The sequence below is a fragment of the Mesoterricola sp. MK458 genome (assembly GCF_055384935.1).
The window spans coordinates 988,857-1,015,471 of the sequence record NZ_AP045075.1; the positions used below are offsets into that span (position 1 = coordinate 988,857).

Annotated in this window: 23 protein-coding genes; 14 read left to right on the forward strand and 9 right to left on the reverse strand. The window is 63.7% G+C overall.

The window, feature by feature from the left end; all coding sequences use genetic code 11:
* Positions 1-36: 36 nt before the first annotated feature.
* Entirely contained in the window at positions 37-231 is a 195-nt protein-coding gene (locus ACZ5LB_RS04315; protein ID WP_464606369.1) for a hypothetical protein, read from the reverse strand.
* Between ACZ5LB_RS04315 and ACZ5LB_RS04320 the strand changes: the two genes are divergently transcribed.
* From ACZ5LB_RS04320 to ACZ5LB_RS04350, 7 genes are all read left to right on the forward strand, one after another.
* Entirely contained in the window at positions 191-997 is an 807-nt protein-coding gene (locus ACZ5LB_RS04320; protein WP_464604891.1) for a transposase, read from the forward strand. The two genes, ACZ5LB_RS04315 and ACZ5LB_RS04320, sit on opposite strands and share 41 nt — an antisense overlap.
* A 94-nt stretch (positions 998-1,091) precedes the next feature.
* Positions 1,092-1,514: a hypothetical protein gene (locus ACZ5LB_RS04325; protein WP_464604892.1), complete on the forward strand. Its 423-nt coding sequence runs from the start codon at positions 1,092-1,094 to the stop codon at positions 1,512-1,514.
* A 7-nt stretch (positions 1,515-1,521) separates the two neighbouring features.
* Entirely contained in the window at positions 1,522-2,385 is an 864-nt protein-coding gene (locus tag ACZ5LB_RS04330) for a serine/threonine-protein kinase (protein WP_464604893.1), read from the forward strand.
* Between the two features lie 15 nt (positions 2,386-2,400).
* On the forward strand, positions 2,401-3,546 hold the full coding sequence (locus ACZ5LB_RS04335) for a hypothetical protein (protein WP_464604894.1): 1,146 nt from the start codon (positions 2,401-2,403) through the stop codon (positions 3,544-3,546).
* A gap of 93 nt (positions 3,547-3,639) precedes the next feature.
* On the forward strand, positions 3,640-4,260 hold the full coding sequence (locus tag ACZ5LB_RS04340; RefSeq protein ID WP_464604895.1) for a hypothetical protein: 621 nt from the start codon (positions 3,640-3,642) through the stop codon (positions 4,258-4,260).
* A 275-nt stretch (positions 4,261-4,535) separates the two neighbouring features.
* A complete protein-coding gene (locus ACZ5LB_RS04345; RefSeq protein ID WP_464604896.1) occupies positions 4,536-4,841 on the forward strand; it encodes an IS3 family transposase in 306 nt (101 codons plus the stop codon).
* The gene (locus ACZ5LB_RS04350) at positions 4,838-5,719 is read left to right on the forward strand and encodes a transposase (RefSeq protein WP_464604897.1); all 882 of its coding nucleotides are present in this window, start codon (positions 4,838-4,840) and stop codon (positions 5,717-5,719) included. Before ACZ5LB_RS04345 ends, ACZ5LB_RS04350 begins: the two co-directional genes overlap by 4 nt.
* A 154-nt stretch (positions 5,720-5,873) precedes the next feature.
* Here ACZ5LB_RS04350 and ACZ5LB_RS04355 read toward each other — a convergent pair whose 3' ends face one another.
* Complete coding sequence (locus tag ACZ5LB_RS04355; RefSeq protein WP_464604898.1) at positions 5,874-6,479, reverse strand: recombinase family protein; 606 nt, start codon at positions 6,477-6,479, stop codon at positions 5,874-5,876.
* A 102-nt stretch (positions 6,480-6,581) separates the two neighbouring features.
* Between ACZ5LB_RS04355 and ACZ5LB_RS04360 the strand changes: the two genes are divergently transcribed.
* Positions 6,582-9,506: a Tn3 family transposase gene (locus ACZ5LB_RS04360; RefSeq protein WP_464604899.1), complete on the forward strand. Its 2,925-nt coding sequence runs from the start codon at positions 6,582-6,584 to the stop codon at positions 9,504-9,506.
* 122 nt (positions 9,507-9,628) lie between these two features.
* On the opposite strand, the gene ACZ5LB_RS04365 is transcribed toward ACZ5LB_RS04360, so the two are convergent.
* From ACZ5LB_RS04365 to ACZ5LB_RS04385, 5 genes are all read right to left on the reverse strand, one after another.
* A complete protein-coding gene (locus ACZ5LB_RS04365) occupies positions 9,629-11,812 on the reverse strand; it encodes a heavy metal translocating P-type ATPase (RefSeq protein ID WP_464604900.1) in 2,184 nt (727 codons plus the stop codon).
* 747 nt (positions 11,813-12,559) lie between these two features.
* Positions 12,560-15,721 carry an efflux RND transporter permease subunit gene (locus tag ACZ5LB_RS04370; protein WP_464604901.1) on the reverse strand — a complete coding sequence of 1,054 codons (3,162 nt, stop codon included), beginning with the start codon at positions 15,719-15,721 and terminating at the stop codon, positions 12,560-12,562.
* Positions 15,711-16,847 carry an efflux RND transporter periplasmic adaptor subunit gene (locus ACZ5LB_RS04375; protein ID WP_464604902.1) on the reverse strand — a complete coding sequence of 379 codons (1,137 nt, stop codon included), beginning with the start codon at positions 16,845-16,847 and terminating at the stop codon, positions 15,711-15,713. The genes ACZ5LB_RS04370 and ACZ5LB_RS04375 overlap by 11 nt, the downstream gene beginning before the upstream one ends.
* Positions 16,844-18,028 (reverse strand): TolC family protein, encoded by a 1,185-nt coding sequence (locus tag ACZ5LB_RS04380; RefSeq protein ID WP_464604903.1) that lies wholly within the window; start codon positions 18,026-18,028, stop codon positions 16,844-16,846. The genes ACZ5LB_RS04375 and ACZ5LB_RS04380 overlap by 4 nt, the downstream gene beginning before the upstream one ends.
* Positions 18,029-18,359: 331 nt before the next feature.
* A complete protein-coding gene (locus ACZ5LB_RS04385) occupies positions 18,360-18,650 on the reverse strand; it encodes an ArsR/SmtB family transcription factor (protein ID WP_464604904.1) in 291 nt (96 codons plus the stop codon).
* Positions 18,651-18,984: 334 nt separating this feature from the next.
* On the opposite strand from ACZ5LB_RS04385, the gene ACZ5LB_RS04390 reads away from it, so the two are divergent.
* Complete coding sequence (locus ACZ5LB_RS04390; protein WP_464606273.1) at positions 18,985-19,269, forward strand: recombinase family protein; 285 nt, start codon at positions 18,985-18,987, stop codon at positions 19,267-19,269.
* Positions 19,270-19,419: 150 nt separating this feature from the next.
* On the opposite strand, the gene ACZ5LB_RS04395 is transcribed toward ACZ5LB_RS04390, so the two are convergent.
* Positions 19,420-19,938, reverse strand: coding sequence for a helix-turn-helix domain-containing protein (locus tag ACZ5LB_RS04395; protein WP_464604905.1), 519 nt, complete (start codon positions 19,936-19,938; stop codon positions 19,420-19,422).
* 29 nt (positions 19,939-19,967) lie between these two features.
* Here ACZ5LB_RS04395 and ACZ5LB_RS04400 point away from each other — a divergent pair, with 29 nt between their 5' ends.
* From ACZ5LB_RS04400 to ACZ5LB_RS04410, 3 genes are all read left to right on the forward strand, one after another.
* Positions 19,968-20,198, forward strand: a complete 231-nt coding sequence (locus tag ACZ5LB_RS04400) for a helix-turn-helix domain-containing protein (protein ID WP_464604906.1) — start codon at positions 19,968-19,970, stop codon at positions 20,196-20,198.
* Positions 20,199-20,448: 250 nt separating this feature from the next.
* A complete protein-coding gene (locus ACZ5LB_RS04405; protein WP_464604907.1) occupies positions 20,449-22,017 on the forward strand; it encodes a transposase in 1,569 nt (522 codons plus the stop codon).
* A gap of 218 nt (positions 22,018-22,235) precedes the next feature.
* Positions 22,236-22,718, forward strand: a complete 483-nt coding sequence (locus tag ACZ5LB_RS04410; protein ID WP_464604908.1) for a hypothetical protein — start codon at positions 22,236-22,238, stop codon at positions 22,716-22,718.
* A 5-nt stretch (positions 22,719-22,723) separates the two neighbouring features.
* Here the strand turns inward: ACZ5LB_RS04410 and ACZ5LB_RS04415 are convergent, their stop codons facing one another.
* Positions 22,724-23,503, reverse strand: coding sequence for a ferredoxin--NADP reductase (locus ACZ5LB_RS04415; protein ID WP_464604909.1), 780 nt, complete (start codon positions 23,501-23,503; stop codon positions 22,724-22,726).
* Between the two features lie 61 nt (positions 23,504-23,564).
* Between ACZ5LB_RS04415 and ACZ5LB_RS04420 the strand changes: the two genes are divergently transcribed.
* Both ACZ5LB_RS04420 and miaB read left to right on the forward strand, forming a co-directional pair.
* Positions 23,565-25,244: a metallophosphoesterase gene (locus tag ACZ5LB_RS04420; protein ID WP_464604910.1), complete on the forward strand. Its 1,680-nt coding sequence runs from the start codon at positions 23,565-23,567 to the stop codon at positions 25,242-25,244.
* Between the two features lie 31 nt (positions 25,245-25,275).
* Complete coding sequence (miaB, locus tag ACZ5LB_RS04425; protein ID WP_464604911.1) at positions 25,276-26,580, forward strand: tRNA (N6-isopentenyl adenosine(37)-C2)-methylthiotransferase MiaB; 1,305 nt, start codon at positions 25,276-25,278, stop codon at positions 26,578-26,580.
* Positions 26,581-26,615: the final 35 nt, after the last annotated feature.

Genomic DNA, 26,615 nt, shown 5'->3' on the forward strand with positions numbered 1-26,615 from the left:
AGTTCCGATAGCGCGGCGCAATCGAAGGGTAGCGCTTCAGCAAGCCCCGGCAGCAGGGGCGGTCAAGCGTGCCCGTTCCAGGAGCCTTGTCTGACCTGACGCCTGAATCAATTCGGCAAATATGGAGCCTTGAATTGCTTTGTAGATAACATTAACATTGGTTTTGGATGTATCCATAAAAGTGATTCGAATGACGCAAAACCTTGACTTCAGCCCTTCTTTCTTGGCCACTTTCGACTCCGAGCGTGCCTGCCGGCGGTTTCTGTTTAAGCAAAAGTGGCCTTCTGGGTTCACCTGCCCATTCTGCGGCTATGCATACGCTCAGGAACGACAGGGCGGTCGCCGCTGGGTCTGCGGAAGGCGGGGGTGCACCTACAAGGAATCCGCGACGCAGAGGACCCTGGCAGAATCGCTCAAGAAGCCGCTTCGCACCTGGTTTTGGGGGCTCTGGATCTATGCACAGGCTCCCGCAGGGATGACAGCCAGGAAGCTTCAGGCCGAACTCGGGCTCGGAAGCTACCAGACCGCGTGGACCTGGTGTCGGCAGTTCCGCGAAGCGCTACTTCGCATGCCGGAAATCGTTCGCATGACCCGAAAGGATCTGGCCGGCCGGTCCCAATTGGTGGACCTGCCAGCCGCTGGACTTCACGGATGGCACGACGGTGGCGAAGGGCCAGTGAGTGTGGTTACCTGCCTGACGAGAGGAGCAAGGGGCCTTCAATGCTTCCTTTCATGGCTGAACGACCTGAATCAAGGGCGGGTGAGCAAAAAGCACGGTCAGGCCTACTTGGCGGAGTATTTGTTCTGGGAAGAGCACGCCTGCCCCAAGGAGCGCTGGGCGAGGCTGAGCCGTCACCTTTGTGGTGGACCGGCGCCTTACTGGGGATTGGTCGGAAGGGTGAACCGAGGGATGCCTCTTATCTCAAATTGCAAAAAAACGACAGACGTTCAGACGGCGATCCGGAAAGTAATCAGGAGCGAACTTGAAACAAGTTAGCAAAAACATCCTAGTTGAACCAGATCGGGCCACTCGCAGGACCATTTCCGGAGGGTGCGGTAGCCCCCAATGCTACAGTGGGTCGGGGGCTGCGGTGACCGGGGAATTTCGTACGGAACAGGAATTGGTGGATGTGCTCCTCGACTTCCTCGCTTCGGGTGAATCACCTTGGTCCCTGTCGAAGATGAAAACTGAGTTCGAATACAGCAATGGCCGGACGGATGTGATCGGCCTTCTGGGCCCAGACATGGTGCTCGCACTGGAAGCCAAGCTGAGCCGATGGCGAGAGGCCCTTCAGCAGGCATACCGGAACACCTGCTTCGCCCACAAATCTTTAGTTGTCCTCCCCTCTAAAGCCGCCCACCGCGCGAGTGCCTACCGGCAGGAGTTCGAGCGACGCCAGGTAGGTCTTTGCAGCGTTGGACCTGAAGGTATCCAGGTTTTAATTGAACCTTGCGGTCTTGAGCCCTTAATGCCTATGCTTACATCCAAGGCCCTTGCCAGCTTGGATTACTGAGGCACTCATGACCCCAGAAAATGAGAAACGGCTTGCCGTGGTTGCGGCGGCGTACTGCCGCGCGAAGGGCGCCATCTTTTCGGGTTTGGCTGGGCATGGGGAGTTCAAGGCAACCTACCGCGTTGATACGCCTTCCGGTGCTGCCATAGCCCTCAAGGTGTACCTGCCGGGAGCGGTGACTGAACGGACCAAACGGGAAATCGAGGCCCTTGCAACGCTGTCAGCCACACGGCATCCCTCCTTGCCCCGGTTCCTGGCGATCGAGTCGTTCTCACATGGCGGGGCCGACTATGTTCTATCCGTGGAAGAATTCTTGGACGGAGGCTCGCTGACGGACGCGGTTCGGTCCAAGGGCCCCATCGATCGCGACCGGCTCGTTTCCATCTGCCGCCAGCTATCCTCGGCCTTGGCGGAAGTGGAGAAGGCGATGCTCGTCCATCGGGACGTGAAGCCCGACAACATTGTGCTTCGTGGGGACGGGACCCCGGTCCTGATCGATTTCGGCCTGGTCCGGAACCTTGCCCAGCTTTCCCTGACCCAAACCTGGCTCGCTCAAGGGCCTGGAACGCCCTTGTTCGCCGCGCCGGAACAACTGAACAACGACAAGCAGATGATCGATTGGCGAACCGATCAGTTCTCCTTGGCTGTTTCCCTGGCCTTTTGTGCCTACGGGAATCACCCGTATGCGGATCAGGCCGACGGCGTGGATACCCTCATCGCAAAGGTGGCCACCCGGCGAGGACCGAGCAAGGCGTTCCAGACGTGGGCGATCGCCAACCGGCTGCCCCCCCTGCTGCGAATGGTGGATCCATGGCCTGTGGGCCGGTATCGGACCCCTCAAGACCTGCTAACCGCCTGGGCCGCCCTGTAACGCATAGGAGCCTTCATGCCCTCTTACCACCAAATGGGAAATGACAGCACCAACCTCCTTTTCGAGGACGAACTAAAGTCCTATAAAGGTGCAATCCTGAGTCCAGTCAATGTGGATCAGGACAAAGTGGCCGCTCTCTTGGCAAAGGTCCGGCAGAAGCACCCCGGGATGGAGATGATCTTCGATCCCCAGCTTTATTTCCCCACCAGTGACCGGGGTGAATTGCGGACTTGGCCGCACTTCCCCAAAGACGTAGATACGGCCGATCTCAGTTCCGACGCCTGGTGGACAAAAACGAACCAGCTCTTGGTCAACGTCGTGAACAACCTGCAGCCCAATGCGGTCTGCTCTCCAGCAGTTGTCCCCAAGACCTTCCGGAACGGGTTTTACGACAAGATGGTCACCGTCGGCGACGAACTGAGGCTCCTCCTCCCGGGCATGGTGGTCCTTCAGACCGTCATCATCAGCCTCGACGACATCACCGCAACGGATCGGGCCGATGAGATCGCCTCGATCGTGTCCCGCTCGAAGTGCGAGCGAATATTTCTCGTCATCGTGACCGAGGTCGACCCCCGCCATGAGCTCAGCGACCCCGAGGGTCTGAAGGGCGTGATGCGGATGATCCACCGCCTGGAGCAGAACGGCCAGAAGGTGCTCGTGGGCTTCTGCTCCACAGACATGGTCCTTTGGAAGGCCGCAGGAGCCACCGATTGCGCCACGGGGAAGTTCTTCAACCTGAGGCGGTTTACCCGCTCCCGGTTCGCTCCCCCGAAAGGGGGTGGCGGCCAGTTGGGCTACATGTGCGAGGAGCAACTGCTGGCCATGCTTCGGGCCTCGGACGTAGTCCGTGTTCAGGCAGCTGGCGCCTTTTCGGACGCCACAATGAGGAATCCTTTCACCCAGCCGATTCTCGACAGCATCCAAAGCGGCGAGGCCTGGGTAGGCCTGGGCTGGCGCCACTACCTCTGGTGGTTTGCAGACTTCGAACACCGGGCCAAGGCCAGGATGATCAGCCGTACCCTCAAGTCCGCCGATGACAAGTGGAAGGAATTCGACAAGAAGCCCCTGTACATGGAAGAGCGTTCGAACGATGGTTCCTGGGTCAGGCAGTGGCTTCGGGCCGATACCGAGTTCAGAGCGTCAATCGGCGGAACCCCATGACACCTTGACCTCCACCGGTCATGGTAGAGCACCCTTCAAGCATCTTGTTAGACCGGGCGCCCAGGGGGGCTGACCTTCTGGCTTGGAGCAGGCATGAAGAATCAGGATCCGGACCAGGACTTTGTCAACCATCTAGCCCTCAACACCCTCGACCACTTGGTCGCAAGGGCTCCAGTGCCTTCCCCTGGCCTTGATAAACGTTTCCGATGTCCAATTGACGGATCAACCACGACACAAGCAATCCAGCAAATCTTGGATGAAGCCTGTACCTCCTGGGTGGTGGATGGGAAGACCGTTGCGGCCCAGGCCAACAGCCCGCTGCTCCAGAAATACCGGCCGGGTCAAAAGCCTCGAATCCGCTACGAATTCCTCCCTGTCTCCTTCTTGCTATTGTTTTTTGCTTTGGCCACCGCCCAGCAGTGGAGCAGTAGTGTCGGGCTTTTCCAAAGCCTGCTGCTCCTTGTCTTCGCCGGGGGCGCATTCCTCCTGTTTTGGGCCAGCCGACAGGATTTGCCGAGGGAGATGGCGAAATGGGAAGTCCGTGGGCCGCGCCCCAATTTCCTGGACCACCAGGAGGGGGTAATCAATGGAAGGCAGTCATGGAACCGGCAAGGCCATGCCGGAGGCGAGCCGCTGCGTAGCAGCCGGCGACAGGGTGCGGCTCATGCCCTGCTGCTGCTTGAAGGCCCAGCGGCCCGTGTGGAGAACCCGTAGGGGTCTCCAGCCGCAGGCCGAGGCTGTGGGAGGGGTGTTGACCCGAAGGGCGGGCGCCAGCCCGTTTCCTGTGGACCCGGAGGGCGAGCGCAGCGAGTTCCGCGGAGCGGAATCCAGCAGGAAATCCATCACCCCTTCCATGGCCGAGCACGGGCCGCGGCGTGTGGGTCGGCCCCTCTCGGATGGGCAGAGGGGGGGCCTGGGGGGGAATTCCGCGCTCCAGGCCGTTTTGGCAGCCGTCCAGGTTGGCGTCACACCCATTCCTGGAGGTAGGAATGTCCGCTGATGTTCAGCGCTGGAGCAAGCGCCGGAAAATGGAGGCCGTGCTGCGGCTGCTGTGCGGAGAGACCCTGGACGAGGTTTCCCGCGACCTGAAGGTCGAGATCAGCCGCCTGGAAGCCTGGCGAGACAAAGGTATCCATGGCATCGAGGAAGCCATGAAGGAGCGTGAGGGCGATCCCCTGCAGGCCCAGCTCAACGAGGTCAACCGCCGCCTGGGCGAGCTGATGATGGAGAACGAACTGCTGCGGATCAAGGCCAGCCGGGCGCCGGGTTTTCTGTCGGGGAGGTCGAGGAAATGAGCGCGGCGATCTCTCCGAGCACCGGCCTGCGCTACGGGGTGCGGCGTGTCTGCCGCACGTGGGGGGCGCCGCGGGCGACGGTCTACTTCCGCCGCCAAGTTCAGCCGGAGCCCCGCAGGCGAGGCCCCAAGCCCCTCGTCCCGGATGCCGTCCTGCTCCCCTGGATCCAGGAGGACCTCGCCAATTCCCCCTTCCGCGAGGAGGGCCACCGGAAGGTCTACTACCGGCTGAAGTTCGAGCGGAAGGTCAGGGTGGCCCCCAAGCGCGTCCTGCGTCTGATGCGGGAAAACGCCTTGCTTTCGCCTCAGCGGGCGCCCCAGGGCGAGCCCAACACCCATGACGGCACCATCCTGACCCAGAGGCCGCTGGAGCTGTGGGGCACCGACGGAACCACCGTCCAGGTGGTGGAGGAGGGCACCGTCTGGATCTTTGGCGCGGTCGAGCATTTCAATGCCGAATGCGTCGGGATCCACGCCTCCAAGTCCGGTGACCGGTTCAACGCCATGGAGCCGATCAAGCAGGGCCTCCGGAAGCACTATGGCGCCGTGGGCAAGGGGATCGCGGCCGGCCTGGCCGTGCGATCCGACCATGGCAGCCAATACGTCTCGGACTACTTTCAGCGGGAACTGAAGCACTTCGGCGTCCGCCAGAGCCTGGCATATGTCGGCGAGCCTCAGACAAATGGGGTCATCGAGCGGTTCTGGAAGACCCTCAAGAAGCAGGTCATCGAGGGCCGGATCTACCAGACCCTGGCCGACCTCCGGCAGGCCCTGGCCAACTTCATGGACCTCTACAACCGCGCCTGGCGGCTGGAAAAGCTAGGCGGGCGCACACCCAACGAGGCACGCCAAGCCTGGGTTACCGGGCAGGCAGCGTGATGCTAATCTCTGGTCTAAACAACCGGGCGCGGTACAAAATGGGAAGTCCGCCAGGAAATCGCCCATACCCACTGGCATTGCCACCAATGCGGCCAGCCCTTCCTTCCCAAACCTCCGCCCCAAGGGGTAACCCCAACAAACGTGCAATCAGGGATCAAGTAGCGTCCCTGTGCCGGTGGGCGATTCCCATGACGGTGGTGGGACTTAGGCCAAGCTCCCGGGCGACGAAACGGTAGGAGCGGCCTTCTTCCAGCAAGCGGATCACCATGGGAGAGAGACGATCCGACTTCGGGCGTTCCCCGGCTTTGCGCCCAAGGGTGCGCCCCTTGGCTTTGGCAGCGGCGATCCCAGAGCGGATCCGCTCCCGCAGCAGGTCCCGCTCGAACTCGGCCAAGGCGGCCATTAGGGATGCGATGAGCTTGCCCTGCGGTGTTCCCAGATCGAACTGGAGGCCGGTTTGGGCGATGAGGGAGACGTTCCATGCCTGAAGATCATGGAGGGTTTGCACCAAGTCCATGGTGCTGCGCCCCCAGCGGGTGAGTTCGGTAACGAGAATGGCGTCGATGCGCCGGTCCTGGGCCAGGGCGAGGACCTTTCTGCGCTCGGGGCGTTGGTCCTTGTTGCCGGAAGCCGTTTCCTTCCAGACGCCCACCACTTGGAAGCCGGCCCGCTCCACATAGGCATGGAGGTCCCGTTCTTGCCGTTCGCAGGACTGGTCCGCTGTGGAGACCCGGCAATAGATGGCCACCTTCTGTATCAATTGAACCCCTCGGATTTTGGCCCTTGGAAATGTAGGGCTGGCGTGGCCCTCGCGTCATGCCAATATGACTCTACTTCAACTGGTGCATTCTGGGAGGCTGGGATGAAACTGGCGTGGTCTGAAGACGACCTGGCGGAGGCATGGTCCCTGTGGCCGCATGAGCGGGGGCTCCTGAAGAACAAGACGGGCTCAACTCGCCTTGGATTCGCCATCCTCCTGAAATTCTTTCAATCGGAGGGGTGCTTCCCGAGCGAGGCCGGGGCAATCCCGCCGATGGTCATTGGTTTCGTGGCTGACCATGTAGGGGTGGATCCGGAGGCATTCAACCGCTACCCATGGGAGGGTGCCACGATCAAGCGCCATCGAGCGGAAATCCGCGAATGGTGCGGGTTCCACGAATTCACCCTCAGGGATCAAAAGGCATTGAAAGGCTGGCTCATCCAGGAGGTCATTCCCCAGGAGCACCGCCCGGATCGCTTGACTCAAGCCATGCACCAGTGGTGCCGGGAGCTCCGGACCGAGCCACCAGCGGATGAGCATGGCCAGCGCATCCTGAATTCCGCCCTCCAGGGGCATGAGACCACTTTCACCCAGGGCATCTTTGAGAAGCTGGGCCGGAAGGCCTCGGACCGCCTGGATAGCCTCCTGAAGACACAGCCCTCCGAGGAAGAGCCGGAGTGGACGCCCTGGCAGGCCCTCAAGGCCGACCCAGGCAAGGTGGGCGTGGAAAGCGTGAAGGCGACCGCTTCCCGTCTTCGGGAGCTGAAGGACGTGGGGCTCCCGCGAGACCTGTTCAAGAGCGTTCCGCCCAAGCTCATCGAACGATACGCGAAGCGTGCAGCCGTAGAAGAGCCCCACGAACTGCGCCGTCACGGCGGCCCCCTGCGGGCCACGCTGCTGTCTGCCTACCTCAACCGCCGGGGCGAGGAGTTGACGGACCACCTGGTGGACCTGCTCATCGAGACCATCCAGAAGATGACCAAGCGAGCGCAGAAGAAGGTGGAGGAGGAACTGGCGGGCCAGCTTCAGAAGGTGCCAGGGAAAGTCGGGGTGCTGGTCCGGATGGCGGAGGCCTCCCTGGATTCTCCGGAGGGAGCCGTGAAGGAGGTGATCTACCCCGTGGCTCCCGAGAAGCTCCTACGCTCGATCCTCCAGGAGATTCGCACAACCGGTCCAGCCTACCAGGGCACGGTGCGCCTGGTCCTCAAGCGGTCCTACGGTGCCCATTACCGACGCATGCTTCCCGAACTGCTGGAGTCCCTCGCGTTCCGCTGCACGAACCCACGCCATCAGCCAGTGATGGAGGCCCTGGCCCTGCTGAAGACCCACATGAAGACCAAGGGCACGGCCTATCCCGAGGGAGCAAAAGTGCCCCTGCAGGGTGTCGTGCGTCCGGCCTGGATGCCCCACGTCGTGGAGGCGGAGGGCGATCCGCCGAAGATCAACCGGATCGCCTATGAGGTCTGCGTACTGCGCGCGCTCCGGGATCGCCTCCGCTGCCGGGAAATTTGGGTGGAGGGGAGCCGCCGGTACCGCGATCCCGAAGAGGACCTGCCCCAGGACTTCGAGGTCAAGCGGGCGACCTACTATGCGGAGCTAGGCATTCCCCTCGACGCGAAGGCCTTCACGGGGGCGATCCGCGCCGAGCTGGCCGAGGCTTTGAAAACCTTGGACGAAGGGATGCCCGCCAACCCCAAGGTAAGGATCCTGCCCAAGAAGGGGGGCTGGATCTCCGTCACCCCCTTCGAGGCGCTTCCGGATCCGGAGAATCTGGGCAGTCTGAAACGGGAGGTAGGCCAGCGGTGGCCGTCCACCAGCCTCCTGGAGGTGCTCAAGGAGGCAGATTTCAGGACGGGCTTCACCAAGGCCTTCCGGAGCCCCACACCCAGGGAGCGCATGGATCCCGCGACCCTCCGGCGCCGCCTCCTGCTCTGCCTCTACGGGTCGGGCACCAACACGGGCCTGAAGAGCATGGCCGCCGAACCGGAAGACGACTACAAGGACCTCCTGTACGTGCGCCGCCGCTACCTCTCCATCGAGGGCTTGCGGCATGCCATCGCCCAAGTAGTGAACGCCACGCTGACAGCTCGTCTGCCGCATATTTGGGGCGAAGGGACCACGGCCTGTGCCTCGGACTCCAAGCAATTCGGGGCCTGGGACCAGAACCTGCTCACCGAATGGCACCACCGCTACGGCGGGCGCGGCGTGATGGTCTACTGGCACGTCGAGAAAAAGTCAGTGTGCGTCTACTCACAATTCAAGCGGGTGTCCTCCTCGGAGGCCTCCGCGATGATCGAAGGAGTCCTTCGCCACTGCACGGAGATAGAGGTGGAGCGCCAGTACGTGGACAGCCACGGGCAATGCGAGGTGGCTTTCGCCTTCTGCCGTTTGCTCGGGTTCGAGCTGATGCCGCGCATCAAGGCTATCCACAGCCAGCGGCTCTACCGGTCCGAGGCGGGCCAGGCCTACCTGAACCTTGACTTGGTACTGGCCTCCCGGAGCATCGACTGGGAGCTGATTGAGCAGCAGCTCAACGCCATGGTGAAGCACGCCGTGGCCATGAAACGCGGCATGGCCGACGCGGAAAGCCTGCTCCGGCGTTTCACTCGGGCGAACGCGCCGCATCCCGCGTACAAGGCCCTGGCGGAACTGGGGAAGGCCATCAAAACCCTCTTCCTCTGCCGCTACCTGGCTTCCGAGGACCTTCGCCGGGAGGTGAACGAGGGCCTGAACGTGGTGGAGAGCTGGAACGCGGCCAACGGCTTCATCTTCTACGGACGGGGCGGCGAGCTGGCAACGAACCGGCGGGAGGATCAGGAGATGGGCCTGCTCTGCCTTCACCTGCTCCAGTCCAGCCTGGTCTACATCAACACGCTGATGATCCAGCGCGTGCTGGCGGACGATGGCTGGTCTGAACGTCTGACGCCCAGGGATCTCGGGGCTTTGAGCCCCCTCCTCACCCAGCACATCAACCCTTACGGGCGATTCGAGCTGGATCTGGAAGCCCGCATGGAGCTGGAAGCCTGACACCCTCCAAGGAAGAAACGGCTGGTGTCACGTTTGTTGGGGTACCCCTTATTCGGTTTATGTACCGGCGTGCCCCCCCGGCGCGTTTGATTCTCCCTCCGCACGGCGGCACGTCGTGGTGGTTACGTCTTGGGATTCAGCAGCCTTAGGCCGTTGAACACCACTAGCAGCGACGCTCCCATGTCCGCAGCGATGGCTGCCCACATGGATGCATGGCCGGAGAGGGTGAGAACAACGAAGGCGGCCTTCACGAGAAGTGCGAAGGCGATATTCTGCTTGACCACGCGCAGGCAGCGCCGGGAGTGGCGGATGAGCCACGGGATCTTCGACAGATCATCAGACATCAGGGCCACGTCTGCTGTCTCGATGGCCGCATCGCTGCCTGCGGCTCCCATCGCAATGCCCATGGTGGCCCGCGCCATTGCGGGCGCGTCGTTCACGCCGTCTCCGACCATGGCGACGCTGCCGTGCCGAGCGAGCAGATCCACAATGGCTTCGACCTTGGAAGCAGGGAGCAATTCCGCCCTGCAATCATCCACGCCGACGGCGCTTGCGGTGGCCTGGGCAGTACTGCGGTTGTCGCCCGTGAGCATGGCAATGTTTTTGATGCCAGCCCGTCGGATGTCCTGAATGACTTCGGCAGCCGAAACTCGCAGGGCGTCTTGAAGGATGATGAGCCCCATGACTTCGGTCTCGTTCCCCATGTAGACCAGTGTTCGACCGGCCCTGGCGCAGGCAGCAGTCGCATCTGCCACCCTTTCGTTCTCCATTCCCTTTGCGGAAACCATCCGGTGGGAACCCAGCCAGCAGTTCCTTGCCTGCACGTGCCCAGAGGCTCCCTTTCCGGGGATGATCTCGAAATCCTCCACCTTGGGTGCTCGTGCACCACCTTTGAACGCATGGGACGAAATGGCGATGGCGAGCGGATGGTCGCTCTGGGATTCGAGAGCACCCGCGAACTGGAGCACTTCGCGTTCGGAATACCCATTCAATGCCACCACCTGTGTGACCTCCGGCTTTCCCTCGGTCAGGGTTCCGGTCTTGTCGAAAGCAATGGCATTCAGGTGAGCAGGTGCCTCCAGGTAGGCGCCTCCTTTGATCAATACGCCGTGCCGCGCAGCCGCCGCCAGACCGGAGACGATGCTGACGGGTGTCGAGATCACCAAGGCGCAAGGGCACGCAATCACCAGCAGCACCAGGGCGCGATAGAGCCACGGCGACCATGCACCGAGCCCGAGGAGGGGAGGCATCACGGCCACCAGGAGCGCCAGGATCATCACGATCGGGGTGTAGACCCTGGCGAAACGGTCCACCCACTGCTCGGCGATGGCGCGTCTGCCTTGAGCCTCTCCCACCATTCGAATGATCCGGGCCAGAACCGTGTCCGTGGCGGTGTGGGTCGTGGCGACAATCAATGTCGCGTTCCCATTGATGGCACCAGCGTAAAGGGCAGCCCCTGGGCCTTTAAGGACGGGCATGCTCTCCCCGGTGATGGGGGCTTCGTTGACCTCGCTTTCTCCCTCCACGATGGAGCCATCCAGAGGAATGCGTTCACCTGGGCGGATCTGAATCCTCGTTCCCACCGTGACTTCACCGGGCTCCGTATCTTTGACTTCCCCACAAGAGCATCCACATGACGCCAGGACGTGAACGGTATCCGGCGTCAGCTTTAACAGCGCCTGCACGGCACGCCGCGCTCTGCCAAGGCTCCAGTTTTCCAGGGTGAGGGAGACGGAGAAGAGAAATGCGACCGTCGCGGCCTCGAACCATTCCCCGATTGCGATCCCGCCCACAACAGCGATCGTCATCAGAAGGTTCATGTCCGGACGCAGCGTTTTGGCGGAATACCACGCCTTGGGAAGGATGAACCAAGCGGCGAGGACAGAAGCAGCCGCATAGAGCACCTTCACAGTCACAGGAACATGGTGAAACCCTTCGGCCTCTCTCCAGCCGAGGGCTCCAAGGATTCCAGCGCCATCCATGGCATGCGTGGCAAGTGCGATCAGGATGATCAATACGCTCGCAAGGGTGGCCAGGGTTCGGGTTCGAAGCGCCAATGGGCGTCCGTGGCCATCCCCTTGGGCGCTTTCAGACCATGGCTCGGCCTTCATTCCGGTTTGGGCGATGGCCCGAAGGATGACCTCCGATGAGGACGGATTCTCACCCGATACGAACAACCGCCCATTAAGCAGGTCGCACCGGAGATGGTCCTCACCCCCCACCAAAGGACCAAGGGCGCGTTTGAGAACGGCGACTTCCTCGGCGCAGTCCATGCCGTGGACTTTGAACACCAGGGATCGAGTCATGGTGTATCCCCCATGAGAATGTCCAGCGTCGCAGCGAGGGTGTCGTTCCAGTCTTGGCGCTGAAGGGACAGGTGATATTTGGAGATGTCGAAGCGAGGGTGATCTGCGTCGAAGGCCCATAATGATGCCGGTCCAACGCATACCTGCCAAAAGACAGACCAGCAGCGCCCTCGTTGACCTGAACGACCTTGATGCGAGCGGGCGTTCCATCCCGTTTCAGGAGAAGCCTCGCCTCTCCATTCTTGTTGCGGGAGTAGTAAAACATCCCTTCCGGACGAGGCGGAGTAAGCTGATAGCAGAGGATGTGACCTTCCGGCTCCGGGCTGTCCGACGTCGTGGGGACTGTCGATGCCGGACCAAACTGCTGCGACACCCTTCTGAGAAACCCTGGAGGGTCATAGAAGTTCAGCATGTTGGACGGATCGAAGAAGCGGTGTAACCAACACTTCCCCTCAGGCCACCGGACGGCCTCACCCAGCGCACATTCCTCCGGATTCACAGGAGTGGCCACCCAGGGGAGACAATCTCCCGTGATTCCAATGCGGATTTGGCCGCTCTCGTCGAACTGATCCTGGGCCTTGCGCCGATGCCCGGAATGGAACTTGAAGGAGTAGTCCATCCTGGTCGGGGTTCGGGAAGCATGGGCGCATTGGCCCAGGAAATGCTCGAATGCATCAACCGCATTCGGGAGTGGTTGACCCGAGGATTGGGTGGGATGGTCCGGTATGGCCTGAGGGGAGTGCATACCTACTTCTCCGTTGCTCCCGCGTCGCCGTTAGGTTTGGGGCGGCCCACCCAGGCGTAGAAGCTGGGCAGGGCCACCAAGGTGAAGAGCGTGCTGGTGATCAACCCGCCGACCATGGCAATGGCGAGGGGCCGCTCCAACTCGGAACCACCAAGCCCAAACAGCATCGGCATCAGGCCCAGGATGGCGGCCCCGGCGGTCATCAGCTTGGGGCGAACACGGCCCAGGCTGGCTTCCCGAAGGGCTTCCTCGAAAGGCATTCCAGTATCCATGAGTCCCTTAGCCTGGGTGATGAGCACCAAGCTGTTCTGCACGGCCACACCGAAGAGTCCGATCATGCCGACGATGGAACTGATGTTCCAGGTCTCGCCTGCCAGCCAGAGCGCAAATAGGGCTCCAGCGAAGGCGTCCGGCAAGGTGGCGACAACCACCAGAACTTCCCGCCAGCGTTTGAGGGCGATGTAGAGGAGTCCCACCACTAGGGCCAGGGCCGCTGCGATGGCGATGCCCAGACGGCGCTGGGTCTCGCGGGCCTCCTCGATCTTGCCACCCAGCTTGAGGAAGGTGCCCTCCGGGAGTTTTACGCCTTCAAGGGCCTTTTCGATGCGCTTGGCGGTGCCCCCCAGGTCGCCCATGGTGCGGATGTTCAGTCCGATCCTTCGCTGGCCGGACTCGCGCCGAACCAAGGTGGGTGTGGAGGTCTCCTCGAAGCGGACCACCTGACCGAGTGACAGGGCGCGACCATCCTCCAGGACCAGCGGCGTGTCCTTCAGATTCTCGGGGCTCATTCGACCATCGTTCGGGAACTTCACGATGCGCTCGATGCGCTGAGGGCCATCGAAGCGGATCTCGGACTCCAGGCCCTGAAGGGCCGCCTGGAGGGTCTTGGCGACCAGGGGACGAGGAACGTCCAGGCGTCGAACGGCTTCCTCGTCAAAGACTGCCCGCCAGCGCGGCATGGGGTCCGGCGTATCGGGTGTCACGCTCCGGACGCCCTCGACTTTCAACAGCCGCTCCCGCAGTGCCGGGAGTTCCTTCCGCACGGCTTCCAGATTCCGGTTGAAGAGCTTCACCTGGATGTCGGCGGGCGTGCCACCGATACCTTCCGCGATGCGTTCCTGCATGGGAGTATTAACCTCCACGGGGAAGGGCATTTCCTCAGCAGCTTCCAACACTTCGCGTCCGACAAATTTCTCGTCGGCGTCCTTCTTGAGGATCACCATCACCTCGCTATCCGTGATGGGGCAAGGATCTTCCGTGACCTCGGCCCGACCGCTGCGGCGGTAGACGGACTCCACACCGGGGACCTTGCGGAGCCGCTCGTCCAGCAGCAGGTTGGCCTTGTCCACGGCCTCCAGGCTGCTTTCGGAGGGCACCTTGGAAAGCAGCATGAACGCCCGCTCATCCAGCGTGGGGAGAAAGTTGGTCCCCAGGCGAAAGGCCAGCCAGATGCTGGGGATCGTCAGCCCGAGGGCTAGGACGCGGACCAGTGCGCCGTGGTGGAGCGCCCAGTCGAGGCCGGGCTGATAGAAGCGCTTGATGGCTATCACGAGCCGAGGCTCTTCGAGGGAAGCTCCAGGGGGCAGGAACCGCTCCACGAGAGCGGGAACCAGGGTGAAGGTGAATACGAGGCTGATGGTCATGGCCGAAGCCACCGCCATGGCCAGGGGGGCGTAGAGCTTGCCCGCGATGCCGCCCATGGAAAGCAGCGGGATGAAGACCGCCAGGATCACGAGCACTGCGATGAGGATCGGCGTGGCCACCTCCGCAGCAGCTCGGGTCAAGGCGACCCGCCGAGGCTCGATGTGTTCCTGGTGCTCATGCAGCCGGTGGGCGAGGTTCTCCACCATGATCACGGCGGCATCCACCAGCAGGCCCACGGCAATAGCCAAACCGCCGAGGGTCATGGCGTTCAGGCCCAGACCCGAGAACTGTAACGGAATGGCCGCGCCGAAGGTGGCGAGGGGCAACACGGCGAGCACCAGGGTCGCACCCCGGAAACTCCCGAGCAGGATGATCAGCACGATGGCCACGAAGATTCCGCCGACCATCAAGGCGAGGGTCACGCCGTTCAAGGCATGGGTGACGAGGTTGCCCTGGTCGTAGATGGTCTCCAACTTCATGTCTTCGGGAAGGCCTTTCTGAAGTTCCCTGACCGCATCCCGCACACCCTCGGCCACGTCCAAGGTGGCGGCGGTGGGCTGTTTCACGATGCGCAGGCTCACATCCTCGTGGGCGTTGTGCCGTGTAAGGCCGCGTCGGAATGCGGGAGCTTCGTGAACCTCCGCGACTTCGCCGAGGGTGACGGTCCCCTTAGCCGTCTGGACGCGCAGTCGGCGAACTTCCTCGGGGCTGGCGGCAAGGCTACCCACGGACATATACCAACCCTTGTCCTGGATCTCCAGAACACCCGCAGCCAGATCCTGGTGGCTCTGCTCCAGTGCGGCCATCACCTTGTCCAGGCTGACGCCCAGACTGCGGACCTTTTCGGGAACGAGCACGATCTGAAGTGAGCGTTCCTGTCCTCCGAGCTTCTCCACGCGGGCCACGCCCGGAACGGCCTGGAGTCGTGGCACCAGCACCTGATCGGTGTGGTCACGCAGGCGCAGGGGATCGACCTTCTCCCCCTCCAGCACGATCTCCATGAGTTCATGGAGGCGCCCGGAAGCGCTGCTCATCAAGGGGGGGCGCGTCCCGGAAGGGAAGCTCCCGATCACGCCGGAGAGGCGCTCGGCCACAAGCTGGCGGGCACGCCAGGGGTCCGTGTCTCCCTCGAAAGTCACCACGGTCTGCACCAGTTCTGGCAGGACGATGGTGTTGACCCGCTTCACGCCCGGCATGCCGCCCAGGGCCTGTTCCGTGGGCTGGGCCACGGAAAGCTCCAGTTCCGGGGTGGCCCGTCCAGGGCTCTGGATGAGCACGCTCAGAATCGGCAGGCTCATGTCCGGGAAGAGATCCCGCTTGAGATTGACGAAGGATAGGATGCCCGCCAGCCCCCAGGCGATGCTCAACGCGAAGATCCATCCCTTGCGCGGCAACAGCCAGTCGAACCAGCGGCGGATGGGTGTCCGGTGTTGAGGTGTGTAGACCGCATAGGGGTCATGGGGCATGGTCGGATCCAGGGGCACGTCGGAGCCGTTCGGCAGGTTCGGATCAGTGGCCATGGCCTTCCTCCCCTTCAGGTTCGGAACGCTTCTGCTGGAACGCTTTCAGCAGGTAGGCCCCCTCGGCCACGACGGTCTCGCCGGGCTTGATCCCTTCGAGGACCAACACCTCGTCCTTGATCTCGACGCCCCGCATCACGGGACGGAACTCGGCCTTGTCCTTCTCCACGACGAAGACACCCCACTTCCCATCCATCTGCTGAAGGGCCGCCTGCGGCAGATAGATCCCCTTCTCCATGGGTACCTTCACCTCAACCGGAGTGCCGGGGATGGGCAGCGGTCCCCCGACAAATCGGAGCCGGAAACCCAGCCGCCGCGTGTCCGCCGTGAGGGCCGTCGGTGTCCCTTCCAGGCGGGCCTTCCAGACCTTGCCGCTGGTGTGGCGCACTTCCGTCTCTGAGCCCGGATTCCAACCCACCGGACCCGGCTGGGGAACCTCCAGCTTCACGATGGAAGCCTGGGCAGCCTGGAAAATGCCTAGTTCCTGGCCAGCTTCGACGCCCTGGCCCTTCTGGACCTTCCAGGCGACCAGAGAACCCGCAGAAGGGGCTTTCACCTGGAAGGTGGCCCCCGCCTCTCCAGGCTTGAGGCCCACAGCCTCCAGTCCCAGGCGTGCGGCCTCTTCTTCGGCCTGTGCCGTTTCCGCTTCGCTACGGACGGTTTCAAGATCCCTGCGGGCTCCAGCCCCGGCCTTGTAGAGCTTCTCCTCACGAGCCAGTTCCGATTGAGCCCGCGTCAACTTGGATTTGGCGGAGATCCACTCCGCCTTGAGGCGTGCCAGTTCGGGGCTCTGAATGAGGGCGAGGGTCGTGCCCGCCCCCCGGCCCTGTCCGGGAATGGCCACAAGCTGGCTGATGATGCCTTTGACCGGGCTACTCAGTACCGCCTGTGCCGTCTCATCCCCCTGGGCCTCGCCGGGCACCCACCGGGTTTCCACGCGACCTTCGGATACCTTCAGCAGCTTGATGCCCCGCATTTCCTGGATCGAGATATGGGCTCCCTCGCCCGCTTCGCCTTGCTCATGCTCGTGTTTCTCGCTCACTTCCTTCGCGGAGGATTTCTTCGAGCATCCAACGCCCGCCACCAGCAGCAAGGCCAGGGGAAGGCTCATGACGATCCGGTTCATGGGTTCACCTCGGGGAGCAGGGTCTGAAGTTCGGCCACCAGGAGGTGCTGCGTGTGAACGCGGCGAAAGGAGGCCATCTGGGATTCGAGCAACTGGCGGCGGATGGGCAGCGCATCCGAGGGACGTTCCCGCCCCTGCTGGAGGCGCAGGCTGACGGCCTCCAGGGATTTCGCAAAGTCCGGGACGACCGTGGCGGCAGGGGTCTTCTTGATGCGTGAGAAAGCCGATTCGACCCGGGCATCCAGTTCCGCGAGTGCCTGTCTGGCCTCGCCCTGGACCGCACGAAGCTGGACCTCGGTGTTCCGTCGTATCGCTGCGCTCTCGCCGGGACGCGGAAGACGAATGGCCATCCCAATTCGAGTGACTTTCTCGTCTCCCTCCTGGGCGTAGCTCCCCCGCAGGCTCCAGCGGCTGAGTGCCTGGGCCTCTTTCAGGCGGAGGCTTTGGGTTTCCAGGTCGGCTTGGGCCAGGAGAGCCTTTCGCAACGGGCTTTCCTGCAACTGCCGATCTAGATCGACGGTGTAGATCACCGGCACAGAACCGGGCTCCGCCAATGCCACGGGAGCGACCGGGAGATCGGCCAGTGCCACCAGGGCACCCCAGGTCTTGGACTCCTGGATCCGGGCCTCATCCAATTCCTGTTGGACCTTGAGGCGTTCTCCCTCCACTAGGGAGACCTGGAAGGCGGGATCGGCTCCGGCCTCCAGGCGTGCCTTCGCGGCCCCCAGCCAGCGGTCCACGGTGCCGAGATCAGCTTCGCGTAGGACCACCAGACGGGCTGCCAGCCAAGCATCCAAATAGGCGCTTCTGAGCCGAAACTGACCCTCCCGACGAGCGGCTTCGACCATCAGGGGATGAGCCTTGCCCAGGCTGGTTTCGAGGGCTGAGCGGGTCCGGGGGGACAGGAAAAGAGGCAGATCGACCTCGAAGCCTTTGTCGGTGCTCGTGCCACTTCCTGGAGTCCGACGTGGACCGGCCAGAAGGGCGACACTCGGACCTTCCCGAAGAAAGCCTTTGCTTTCCAAGGATTGGAGCCCGCGCTCCGCGAGAAGGGCCTCTGCACGCCATTGTTCAGGCGCAGGCCGCGCCTTGCCTTGGATGTCTTGAAAGGTGAGTGGAGCCTGGGCCGCTGCCTGCACGACCAGCAGGCAGGGCAGTGCCCCGATGAATAGGGTTCGCATGGAGTCCTCGAAGGATATGGAGAAATAGGCTCATAGAGAGCCGACCCAATTGCGCTACGGCAGGGTCATGCTCGAGGAGGGGCTTTCTCCGGTTCGAGGTCCAGGTTCAGGACGGGCCGGACGGCAGTATCTTCGTAGGTCGGTTCCGGAAGCGGGTCTGGAGATGGTGGGACCGGAGTCTTCGCGATCACAGCGGGAGCACAGTCATCCAGACAGAGAATGTGTGGGGAAGAGGGTTGATGTCCGTTCCCACCATCGTGGCAATGATCCTGCCTAGAGGCCGCCAGGAAGCTGGCGACCACCACGAGCAGGAGCATTGCGATCCACCGTCTCATGCCTGAACGCCCCCAAGATGCTTCTGGCGTTCTTCGTTGAGGCAGAGACCGTGATAAAGCAGCTTGGCCACACATTCGTCCACGATTCGGTAGTGAATGTGACTGCCGTGCCTACGGGTATCGAGAATGCCCATTTCGGCGAGGCGACGAAGCTGGTTGGAAACCGCCGATGGCTTCATGCCGACGGCTTCGGCGAGGTCGCCCATGCAGGGATCGTCCATGCTGCTGAGGGCATGAAGAAGCCGAAGTCGGGTCGCACTGGCCAGCACCTCGAAAATCCGCTCCAAGCTTGTGGCATCCCGCTCCGTCAGTAACGGGCGAGACGGCAAAGGCGTTTTGGGAGGGCAAGGTTCAGGGAGCACGGGGCACATTCCACGACTCAGTGTAGTCTTGAAGTCGTGCCGTGCAACGGGAAATTCGAGCAGGGATGCCCCTGGCTCCGGCAGAGCGGCATGATCTTCAACTGCCAGGCTGATATGGCGGTGGGTCGGGCCTGGACTCGGTAGCCGGCAGGCCTCATGCACGACCCCGGGGTAGTCACCGACCGGTTGCTGGATTCCCGACGGCCTTCAGGCCAAGGCCGGGGTCTCCCTCATCGCCCAAACCGGCCTCCAGTTCGATCTGGGAACACCGCAGGGCAAGCTCATCGCATCCCTAATGGCCGCCTTGGCCGAGTTCGAGCGGGACCTGCTGCGGGAGCGGATCCGCTCTGGGATCGCCGCTGCCAAAGCCAAGGGGCGCACCCTTGGGCGCAAAGCCGGGGAACGCCCGAAGTCGGATCGTCTCTCTCCCATGGTGATCCGCTTGCTGGAAGAAGGCCGCTCCTACCGTTTCGTCGCCCGGGAGCTTGGTCTAAGTCCCACCACCGTCATGGGAATCGCCCACCGGCACAGGGACGCTACTTGATCCCTGATTGCACCTTTGTTGGGATTACCCCCCCAAGGGTACGTGCCTCCGCGGCCCGCCGAGGCTGTATTCTTGGGGCAGGTACAGCCAGGACCCGAGGAGTCGACCGGGGCTGAAGTGGAGAACGTGAGCCCGTTTATCCCAAAAGACTTAGGCGCTGAGAACCTTCAAAACCGAATCCCGTAAACGAGCCTGAAAGGCGAGCGAATCGTATGGAAATTCCTTCAACTGAAGTTGGTAGGCCACAGCGTAGATGGAGGCGACCACCTGGAAGAAGAACAGATCCTCTGATTCCAGTGCCCGCTCATCAAAAGCCTTTTTAACCACCGCATGAACGGTGGCGAGCAGGAAGGGGTCCACATTGGAGGTCTTTCCCGGCTGGGTTGAACCTGCCTCGCCAAATGCGAGCCATTCGTAGGGGACTTCCAGGGCCTCCGCCAGGCGCTTCAAGGTGTTGATCCAGGGATGCCGGGCCCCTGTTTCCCATTGGGCGATCATGGGCCGAGCAACGCCCATGCGGGCAGCCAGAGCCGCCTGGGTGAGCCCATGCCTTTCCCTAGCCTCTCGAATGCGTTGGGCAACGGTGGGTTGGTCTGGTTGGCCTGAATTCTCTTGACTCATCATAGGGGAAGGGTAAGTTGGTAAGCGCAAGGTAAGCAATTGTAACATCCCAACCGGTTCCGGGTAAGGAGAACGAAATGGCCACCCTTGGCTGGCACCCCCAGGACATCATCGCCGCCATCAAAAAGCAAGGATGGACGCACCAGCGGATAGCGGACCAGCTTGGGATCAGCCGGGCCACCGTCAGCCTCGGTGTGAAGACAGGAAGTTCTCCGGTGGTGAGAGCTTTCGTCTCGCAACTCCTGGGCGTTCCGGAGCAAGAACTTTGGTCCTTCCGCTTTCCGTCTGGGGCAAGCACCCATCAATAACCAAACTGCCCTGGCCGTGGCTCGACCCCACAGCTGGGTAACGAAGAAGAAAGGAGGCTTCCAGGCAACCCGGGGCACCCGCCCCTCCGAAACCTAACGAGAGCAGGGTTCTCTCATCGTGTACCGGGTCTTTTACGGGTAGGGACTTCGTCTGCCCGTCCCGAACACGGGAATCGTAAAAGGGTCTTCCATAACAAAAAAGGAACGGGTCTCGACCACCCGTTCCTTTTCGAAACCTCTGGAGCTGGATATGAACTCCGCACCCCATCATGGCGACTTCGAGTCGCCTACGCAAGATCCTTCTGTCCCTTCAGGCCCCCCAGCCATCGCAAAGGGCGTGAAGTCGTCGCCGCCCGCCAGCATTGCCAGGCAGAGACTCGTCCAGGAGGTCCTGGATTTGAGTCAGCGCCACCATCGGCCCGCCTTCAATCGGATCAGTGTTTACCGCATCGTCAGCAACACGGCCCTGGGAATCGTGGCAGGAATCACGACCGGCACCCTCACAGGGGTACTCACCTTGGATGGACGTGAGTCCGAGAGCGGATATGCCACCGTCTACCACGCCTTTTCCCGCGGGAAATGGGACCTCAACCTTGTACACCGGGGGACTCTGGAAGCAGCCCTTCCTCTGTTCCCGGGGTCCGGCCCAATCACGACGGCCCTTGACGCGACAGTGGTCAAGAAGACATCTCAAAACCTTTTCGCTGCCCGCTGGTGTCACGACGCCGCTGGGCCCAAGGGCATTGGAGTGCAACTGCTTTGGGGCCTGCCACTGAGCCACATCGCCTTGACCATCCCCACACGGATCAATTTCAGAGCGGCCGCCGTGACGGTGGGGCTGGATCTCATCCCCGGCAAGGGCAAGAAGAAGCGCAAGAAAGTTGACTCCACGACAGAACCTACCGCTCCTCGCCGTCGGGGCCGACCGACGAAGGCGGAGGCGGCCCTCAAAGCCCAGGAGCCGAAGCTTCCCAAGGCCACCGAAGTGGGCTTGACGCAGATTCAAAGGCTCAGGGCGGACCTGGATGCCTTGGGGGCTGAAGACAGACAGCTTGTTGTAGCCACTGATGGCGCATACATCAACAAGACGCTGCTGCCCAACCTTCCTGACCGGGTAACCCTCGTGGGGCGCGCCAGGAGGGATGCGATCCTCTACGCGCCTCCCACCTCTCCTGGAGCCCTGCATGGCGACCGGTTACCCACGCCGGAGCAGATTGCCAAGGACCCCGCCTTCCCAGCCTCCCACGGCGACTTTTTCTATGGCGGTGACGTGCGGAACCTCCGGTACAAGATCCTTCCGCATCCCGTGATCTGGCGTTTCGACAAAAGCCACATTGGCGTATTACGGTTGATCCTCCTGATGCCCATTCCCTACATCGGCCCATCGGGAAGGTACGAATACAACGCTTACTACTACGTCCTCACGAACGATCTCACGGGTCCCGTGGAGACGCTGGTACAGGCGGTCCTCGACCGGTGGCAGATCGAGGTTCTCCACCGGGAACTGAAGCACGACATCGGACTTGGCGAAGACCAGTGCCGGAATCCAATTTCGATGGCCAGGGTACCCTCCATGGTGGCTGCAACGTATGCGCTGGTGAAGGTGGCAGCCCTCCGTGTCTTCGGTCCGAATCGAACCGAGGGCATATTCGAGGCGTTGCCACGATGGCGCCAAGATCTCGAGCGCTCGCGGGCTCGCCGGCGAGAGGCTAAGGGCAAAATGGCCCCCGTTCTCCGCCCTTCCGTCCAGGACCTCCTAGCTCTCCTCCGGAAGGAACTGGCGTTTCGGTGGGTGGCGGGGAAATCCCGCCGGAAATAGAAAATCAAAAATGGGATCACACTTTTTTGCGACCCCATTATTGAATTCAACAAAGGCTGAAAAGCCGCATGGGTTTTGAATGGTGAATGACCAAACTCTCACAAACCCCAGAGGAAAGAGGCCCTTCGGGGCCTCTTTCCTTTTTTCCGGGGAAGCGAACCTGCAGCCGGATGAGGGCATTCTTCCAGCGGGCCGGAAGGCTGCCCTCCAGGTGAACCATGCGCAATCCAACAACCCCCATTCTTCTGTCCCTGGCCCTCGCCGCGGTCCTTGGCGCCCAGGACACCCTGGCCGAGGGCGCCAGTCTCGCCAAGGGGCAGTCCCTCACCTCCCGCAACGGGACGTACCGCCTGGACGTGCGTGACGATGGCAAGGTGGCCGTGTACCGCCTGGCCCCGGCCGTGGCTCTGCACTGGGAGTCGCCCGGGGAGGGCTTCCAGGGCGTGGGCGCCCTGACCATGCGGGAGGACGGCGATCTGGTACTCACGGACGCCGACGGCGCCACCCGCTGGCACAGCGCCACCGCGGGGCCCCGGGCCCGCCTGGTCCTGGGGGACGACGGGTCCCTGTCGGTGCGCGCCGGGACCCTCAGCCTGTGGACCGCGGGGGCCGTGACGGTGCGGGTCGTCCTGCCCGTGCCCGAACTGCGCAAGGCCATCGCCGACGCTGAGGCCGCCCGGGCGAGGTGCGTGATCCTCTGAGCAGGTCAATCCGCTCCGAAACGTCCGGCCAGGTCCCGCACCACCTCCGGGTCGGCCTCGGCCTTGAAGTTGAAGAACACTTCCGAGGTGACCTGGGCGGCGGGGACGCCGGCCAGCGCCAGGGCGGCCTTCATCTCCGCCAGCATGGCGCCGTTGCCCACCAGGTGGAAATGGGTCGTGCGGGGATCTCCCACGAGGGCGGCCGCGCTTTCGCCGACCCGGCCCCGGAGGCCCCGCCACTCCGGCCCGCCCTGGGTGAGGGTCGGGCGCCAGGCGAACCCGGGGTGCCCGGCCTGGAGCGCGTCCAGTTCGGGCGCCAGGCAGATGTCCGCCTCCTCGCGGAAACCGGCCACCAGGGTGATGGGGCGCTGGAAGCCCGAGGCCAGGGCGCGCTCGGCGAAGCCCCAGAGGGGGCCGATGCCCGATCCGGTGGAAAGGCCGGCCACGGCCCGGGCCTCCGGGGCGATCATGTCCGCGATGGGTTCGTGGTGCAGGCCGTTGATCTCCACGACGGCGCCCGGGGCCGCCAGGGCCAGGGACGGCGTCAGGCGCCCGCCGGGGACCACCCGGAACAGCAGGCCCAGCCTGCGCGCCGCCGGGTCCACCCGGGAGAGGGTGTAGGGATGGCGGTGGCCCCCGTGGCGCAGGGACACCACGTGGCCCGGCTCGAAGGGGAAGGGCAGGGCGTCGGCCACCTCCAGGTGGAGGAGGTGCGCGCCCCTGCCCACCTCCCGATTGTCCGTGACCGTCGCGGTCCGCCAGGCCTGGGTCCAGTCTTCGGTCATCGTGCACGCTCCTACCCGAGCCTACCGGGAACCTGCCGGGGCGCGATGACATAAATTAATTATGAATATGCCGCGACCCGCCAGCACCGTCCATCTGCACGTGGCCCTGGGGTTGCTGGCGCTCCTGGCGGGTTGCCAGGGCGGCGGCGCCAAGAGCTCCTCCGTCACCCCGGCGGGCCCGTCCATCGCGGGTTTCGAGGCCGACCCCAACCCGGTGGAACCCGGCGACACCGTGACGCTGCGGGCCACCTTCACGGGGGGCAGGGGCGCCCTGGACGAGGGCCTGGGGCCCATCACCAGCGGCAAGCCCCTGGTTTTCGCGCCCGCGGCGGACACCACCGTCGTCCTCACGGTCACGTCCCCCTCGGGCCAGGCCGTCTCCGAGGCCCTCAAGGTGCGGGTCAAGGCCGTCGCGGACGTGGAGGATGCGGGGAGCTTCACCGTCCCGCCCTGCCTCCAGATGGGGGACGCGCCGGACCGCGCGGACCGGCTCAACCTCGCCTGGCACGCGCCGGCGGACGCGGCCGGCACCTGGGCGGTGGAGGCGCGCACCACCCGGGGGTGGTTCCGCACGGCCGATCCGGTTTCCGTGCGCGTGGACGTCCCCGGCACGAAGGTGCCCGCCCAGCGGGTGTGGACGGCGGTCCTGACGCCCCTGGAGCCCGGCAAACCCTTCGACTACCGGGTCCTCAAGGACGGCAAGCCGGTCTTCCAGAAGCGCGGCGCCCGGGCCCGGGTGGCCCCGGGTCAGCGCCAGCGGGTGGTGGTCGCGGGCGACCTGGTGGAGCCTGCGAACCCCGCGTCCCGGTCCATCGCAAAGGCCATCGCGGCGGAGAATCCCGATCTCATGCTGGCGGTGGGGGACCTCGCCTACGCCCACGGAACCTACAAGGAATACCTGACGCACTTCTATCCCACCTACAACGGGGGCGAGGCTCCCCTCATGCGCGGTTCGCTCATGGTGGGCGTCCTGGGCAACCACGACGTGGCCCACGTGGACCGGGGCGCGCCGCCGCCCCTGGGCAGCCTGGCCTACTATTACTGCTGGGACCAGCCCCTCAACGGGCCCGGCCTCCAGCAGGGGGGCCACGTGGCCAACCTCGCCCCGGCCAAGGATTGGGTCCCCTTCCGTGAGGCCGCGGGCCCCCGGTACCCGGCCATGGGCAACTTCTGGTTCGACTCCGGCGACGCGCGCTTCGTGGTGCTGGACTCCAACAGGTACATGGACTGGGACGACCCGGCCCTGCGGCACTGGGTGGAGACGGCCCTGGACGGCGCGGCCGCCACCAGCTGGCGGATCGTCCTCTACCACCACCCCGGCTTCAATCCGTCCAGCTATAAACATACGAATGATTGGCACATGTCCAAGCTGTGGCCGGTCCTCCAGGCGCACCGGGTGGACCTGGTGCTCAACGGCCACCTCCACGCCTACGCCCGGACGCGCCCCATCACCCTCGCCCCGGGCGGCACCACCGAGGCCCACATCATCCCGGACCTGGCCTTCGACGGCGTCGCCGTCACCCGGGCCGCGGGTCCCATCCAGATCATCACCGGGGCCGCGGGCGGCATCAGCCACGCCAACCGCTTCCGGATCCCCAAGGCCGGCCCCAAGCCCTTCCACCAGGCCCTGGTCGCCGACCGGCACTCCTTCTCCGTCCTGGAGATCGAGCGGGGCCGGCTCCGGTTCAGGCAGGTGGACGAAGCCGGGGGAGTCCTCGACCAGTTCACCCTCACCCGCTGACACCCGGTAGAATGTCCATTTGCGGTGGGTGATGAAGTACCTGATCGAGACCTGGGGTTGCCAGATGAACGACCACGACAGCGAGAAGCTGGCGGGTCTGATGGAAAAGGAAGGCTTCGAGGCCGCCGCGGGGGTGGAGGACGCCGACGTGGTGCTCCTGAACACCTGCTCCATCCGGGAGAAGGCCGTGAACAAGGTCTACACGGAGCTGGGGCGGCTGCGGGAGGAGAAGAAGCGCCGGCCCCTGCTGGTGGGGGTCACCGGCTGCCTGGCCCAGCAGGAGCAGGCCGGGCTGTTCCGCAGGGCGCCCCAGATCGACTTCGTCCTGGGCACCATGGCCATCCAGCAGCTGCCGCGGCTGGTGGAGGAGGCCCGGTCCGGCAAGGCCCGGGTCATCGACACCGGGGACTACCCCGACAACCACCTGTTCCCGCCCGAAACCACGCTCCGCCACAGCACGGCCAAGGCCCTGGTGACCATCATCGAGGGCTGCAACCACGCCTGCACCTACTGCATCGTGCCCACCACCCGCGGCGCCGAGCGCCACCGCCCCTGGAAGGACGTCGTGGCCGAGGTGGAGGACCTGGCCGCCATGGGCTTCCGGGAGGTGGAGCTTCTGGGCCAGAACGTGAACAGCTACATGGGCGGCTGCACCTTCGCGCAGCTCCTGGACCGGGTCGCCGGCGTGGAGGGCCTGGAGTGGATCCGCTTCACCACCAGCCACCCCATGAACTTCACCGAGGAACTGGCCCGCACCCTGGCCACCAATCCCAAGGTGGCCCCCTTCCTCCACCTTCCCGTGCAGAGCGGCAGCGACGCGGTGCTCAAGCGCATGCGGCGGGAATACACCGTGGACCAGTACCTCGAGCGCCTGGCCTACCTGGGCGAGGCCCGGGAGCGCATCTGCCTCTCCACCGACTTCATCGTGGGCTTCCCCGGCGAGACCGACGAGGACTTCGAGGACACGTTGGCCCTGCTGGAGCGGGTGCGGTACGACATGTCCTTCAGCTTCGTGTACTCCCCCCGTCCCGGGACCCCGGCGACGCGGCTGGCGGACGACCTGCCACACTCCGAGAAGTCCCGGCGCCTTGCGCGCCTCCAGGCCCGCCAGGCCGAACTGACCCTGGAGAGCAACCTGCGCATGGTGGGGCGTTCCCTTAAGGCCCGTGTGGAGAGCAAGGGCGCCCTGGACGGCGGCCACTGGCTGGCCCGCACGGGGGAATGGAAGAACGTCCACCTGTCCGTCCCGGAAGGCCGGCGCCTTCCCTTCGGGGAGCTGGTGGACATCCAGGTGACCGGGGCCGGCCCTCATTTTCTTCGTGCTGAGTTAGCCTAGAGTTACTGGGTATACTCGGATCGGAGAAAATCCAT

Bases quoted from the DNA above. Each gene is read 5' to 3' on its own strand.
- miaB (WP_464604911.1), top strand. From the start codon at position 25,276: ATGAAGTACCTGATCGAGACCTGGGGTTGCCAGATGAACGACCACGAC.
- ACZ5LB_RS04405 (WP_464604907.1), top strand. From the start codon at position 20,449: ATGAACTCCGCACCCCATCATGGCGACTTCGAGTCGCCTACGCAAGAT.
- ACZ5LB_RS04415 (WP_464604909.1), bottom strand. From the start codon at position 23,503: ATGACCGAAGACTGGACCCAGGCCTGGCGGACCGCGACGGTCACGGAC.
- ACZ5LB_RS04395 (WP_464604905.1), bottom strand. From the start codon at position 19,938: ATGTTACAATTGCTTACCTTGCGCTTACCAACTTACCCTTCCCCTATG.
- ACZ5LB_RS04375 (WP_464604902.1), bottom strand. From the start codon at position 16,847: ATGAACCGGATCGTCATGAGCCTTCCCCTGGCCTTGCTGCTGGTGGCG.
- ACZ5LB_RS04340 (WP_464604895.1), top strand. From the start codon at position 3,640: ATGAAGAATCAGGATCCGGACCAGGACTTTGTCAACCATCTAGCCCTC.
- ACZ5LB_RS04350 (WP_464604897.1), top strand. From the start codon at position 4,838: ATGAGCGCGGCGATCTCTCCGAGCACCGGCCTGCGCTACGGGGTGCGG.
- ACZ5LB_RS04420 (WP_464604910.1), top strand. From the start codon at position 23,565: ATGAATATGCCGCGACCCGCCAGCACCGTCCATCTGCACGTGGCCCTG.
- ACZ5LB_RS04335 (WP_464604894.1), top strand. From the start codon at position 2,401: ATGCCCTCTTACCACCAAATGGGAAATGACAGCACCAACCTCCTTTTC.
- ACZ5LB_RS04380 (WP_464604903.1), bottom strand. From the start codon at position 18,028: ATGCGAACCCTATTCATCGGGGCACTGCCCTGCCTGCTGGTCGTGCAG.
- ACZ5LB_RS04410 (WP_464604908.1), top strand. From the start codon at position 22,236: ATGCGCAATCCAACAACCCCCATTCTTCTGTCCCTGGCCCTCGCCGCG.
- ACZ5LB_RS04365 (WP_464604900.1), bottom strand. From the start codon at position 11,812: ATGACTCGATCCCTGGTGTTCAAAGTCCACGGCATGGACTGCGCCGAG.
- ACZ5LB_RS04345 (WP_464604896.1), top strand. From the start codon at position 4,536: ATGTCCGCTGATGTTCAGCGCTGGAGCAAGCGCCGGAAAATGGAGGCC.
- ACZ5LB_RS04400 (WP_464604906.1), top strand. From the start codon at position 19,968: ATGGCCACCCTTGGCTGGCACCCCCAGGACATCATCGCCGCCATCAAA.
- ACZ5LB_RS04360 (WP_464604899.1), top strand. From the start codon at position 6,582: ATGAAACTGGCGTGGTCTGAAGACGACCTGGCGGAGGCATGGTCCCTG.
- ACZ5LB_RS04370 (WP_464604901.1), bottom strand. From the start codon at position 15,721: ATGGCCACTGATCCGAACCTGCCGAACGGCTCCGACGTGCCCCTGGAT.
- ACZ5LB_RS04330 (WP_464604893.1), top strand. From the start codon at position 1,522: ATGACCCCAGAAAATGAGAAACGGCTTGCCGTGGTTGCGGCGGCGTAC.
- ACZ5LB_RS04320 (WP_464604891.1), top strand. From the start codon at position 191: ATGACGCAAAACCTTGACTTCAGCCCTTCTTTCTTGGCCACTTTCGAC.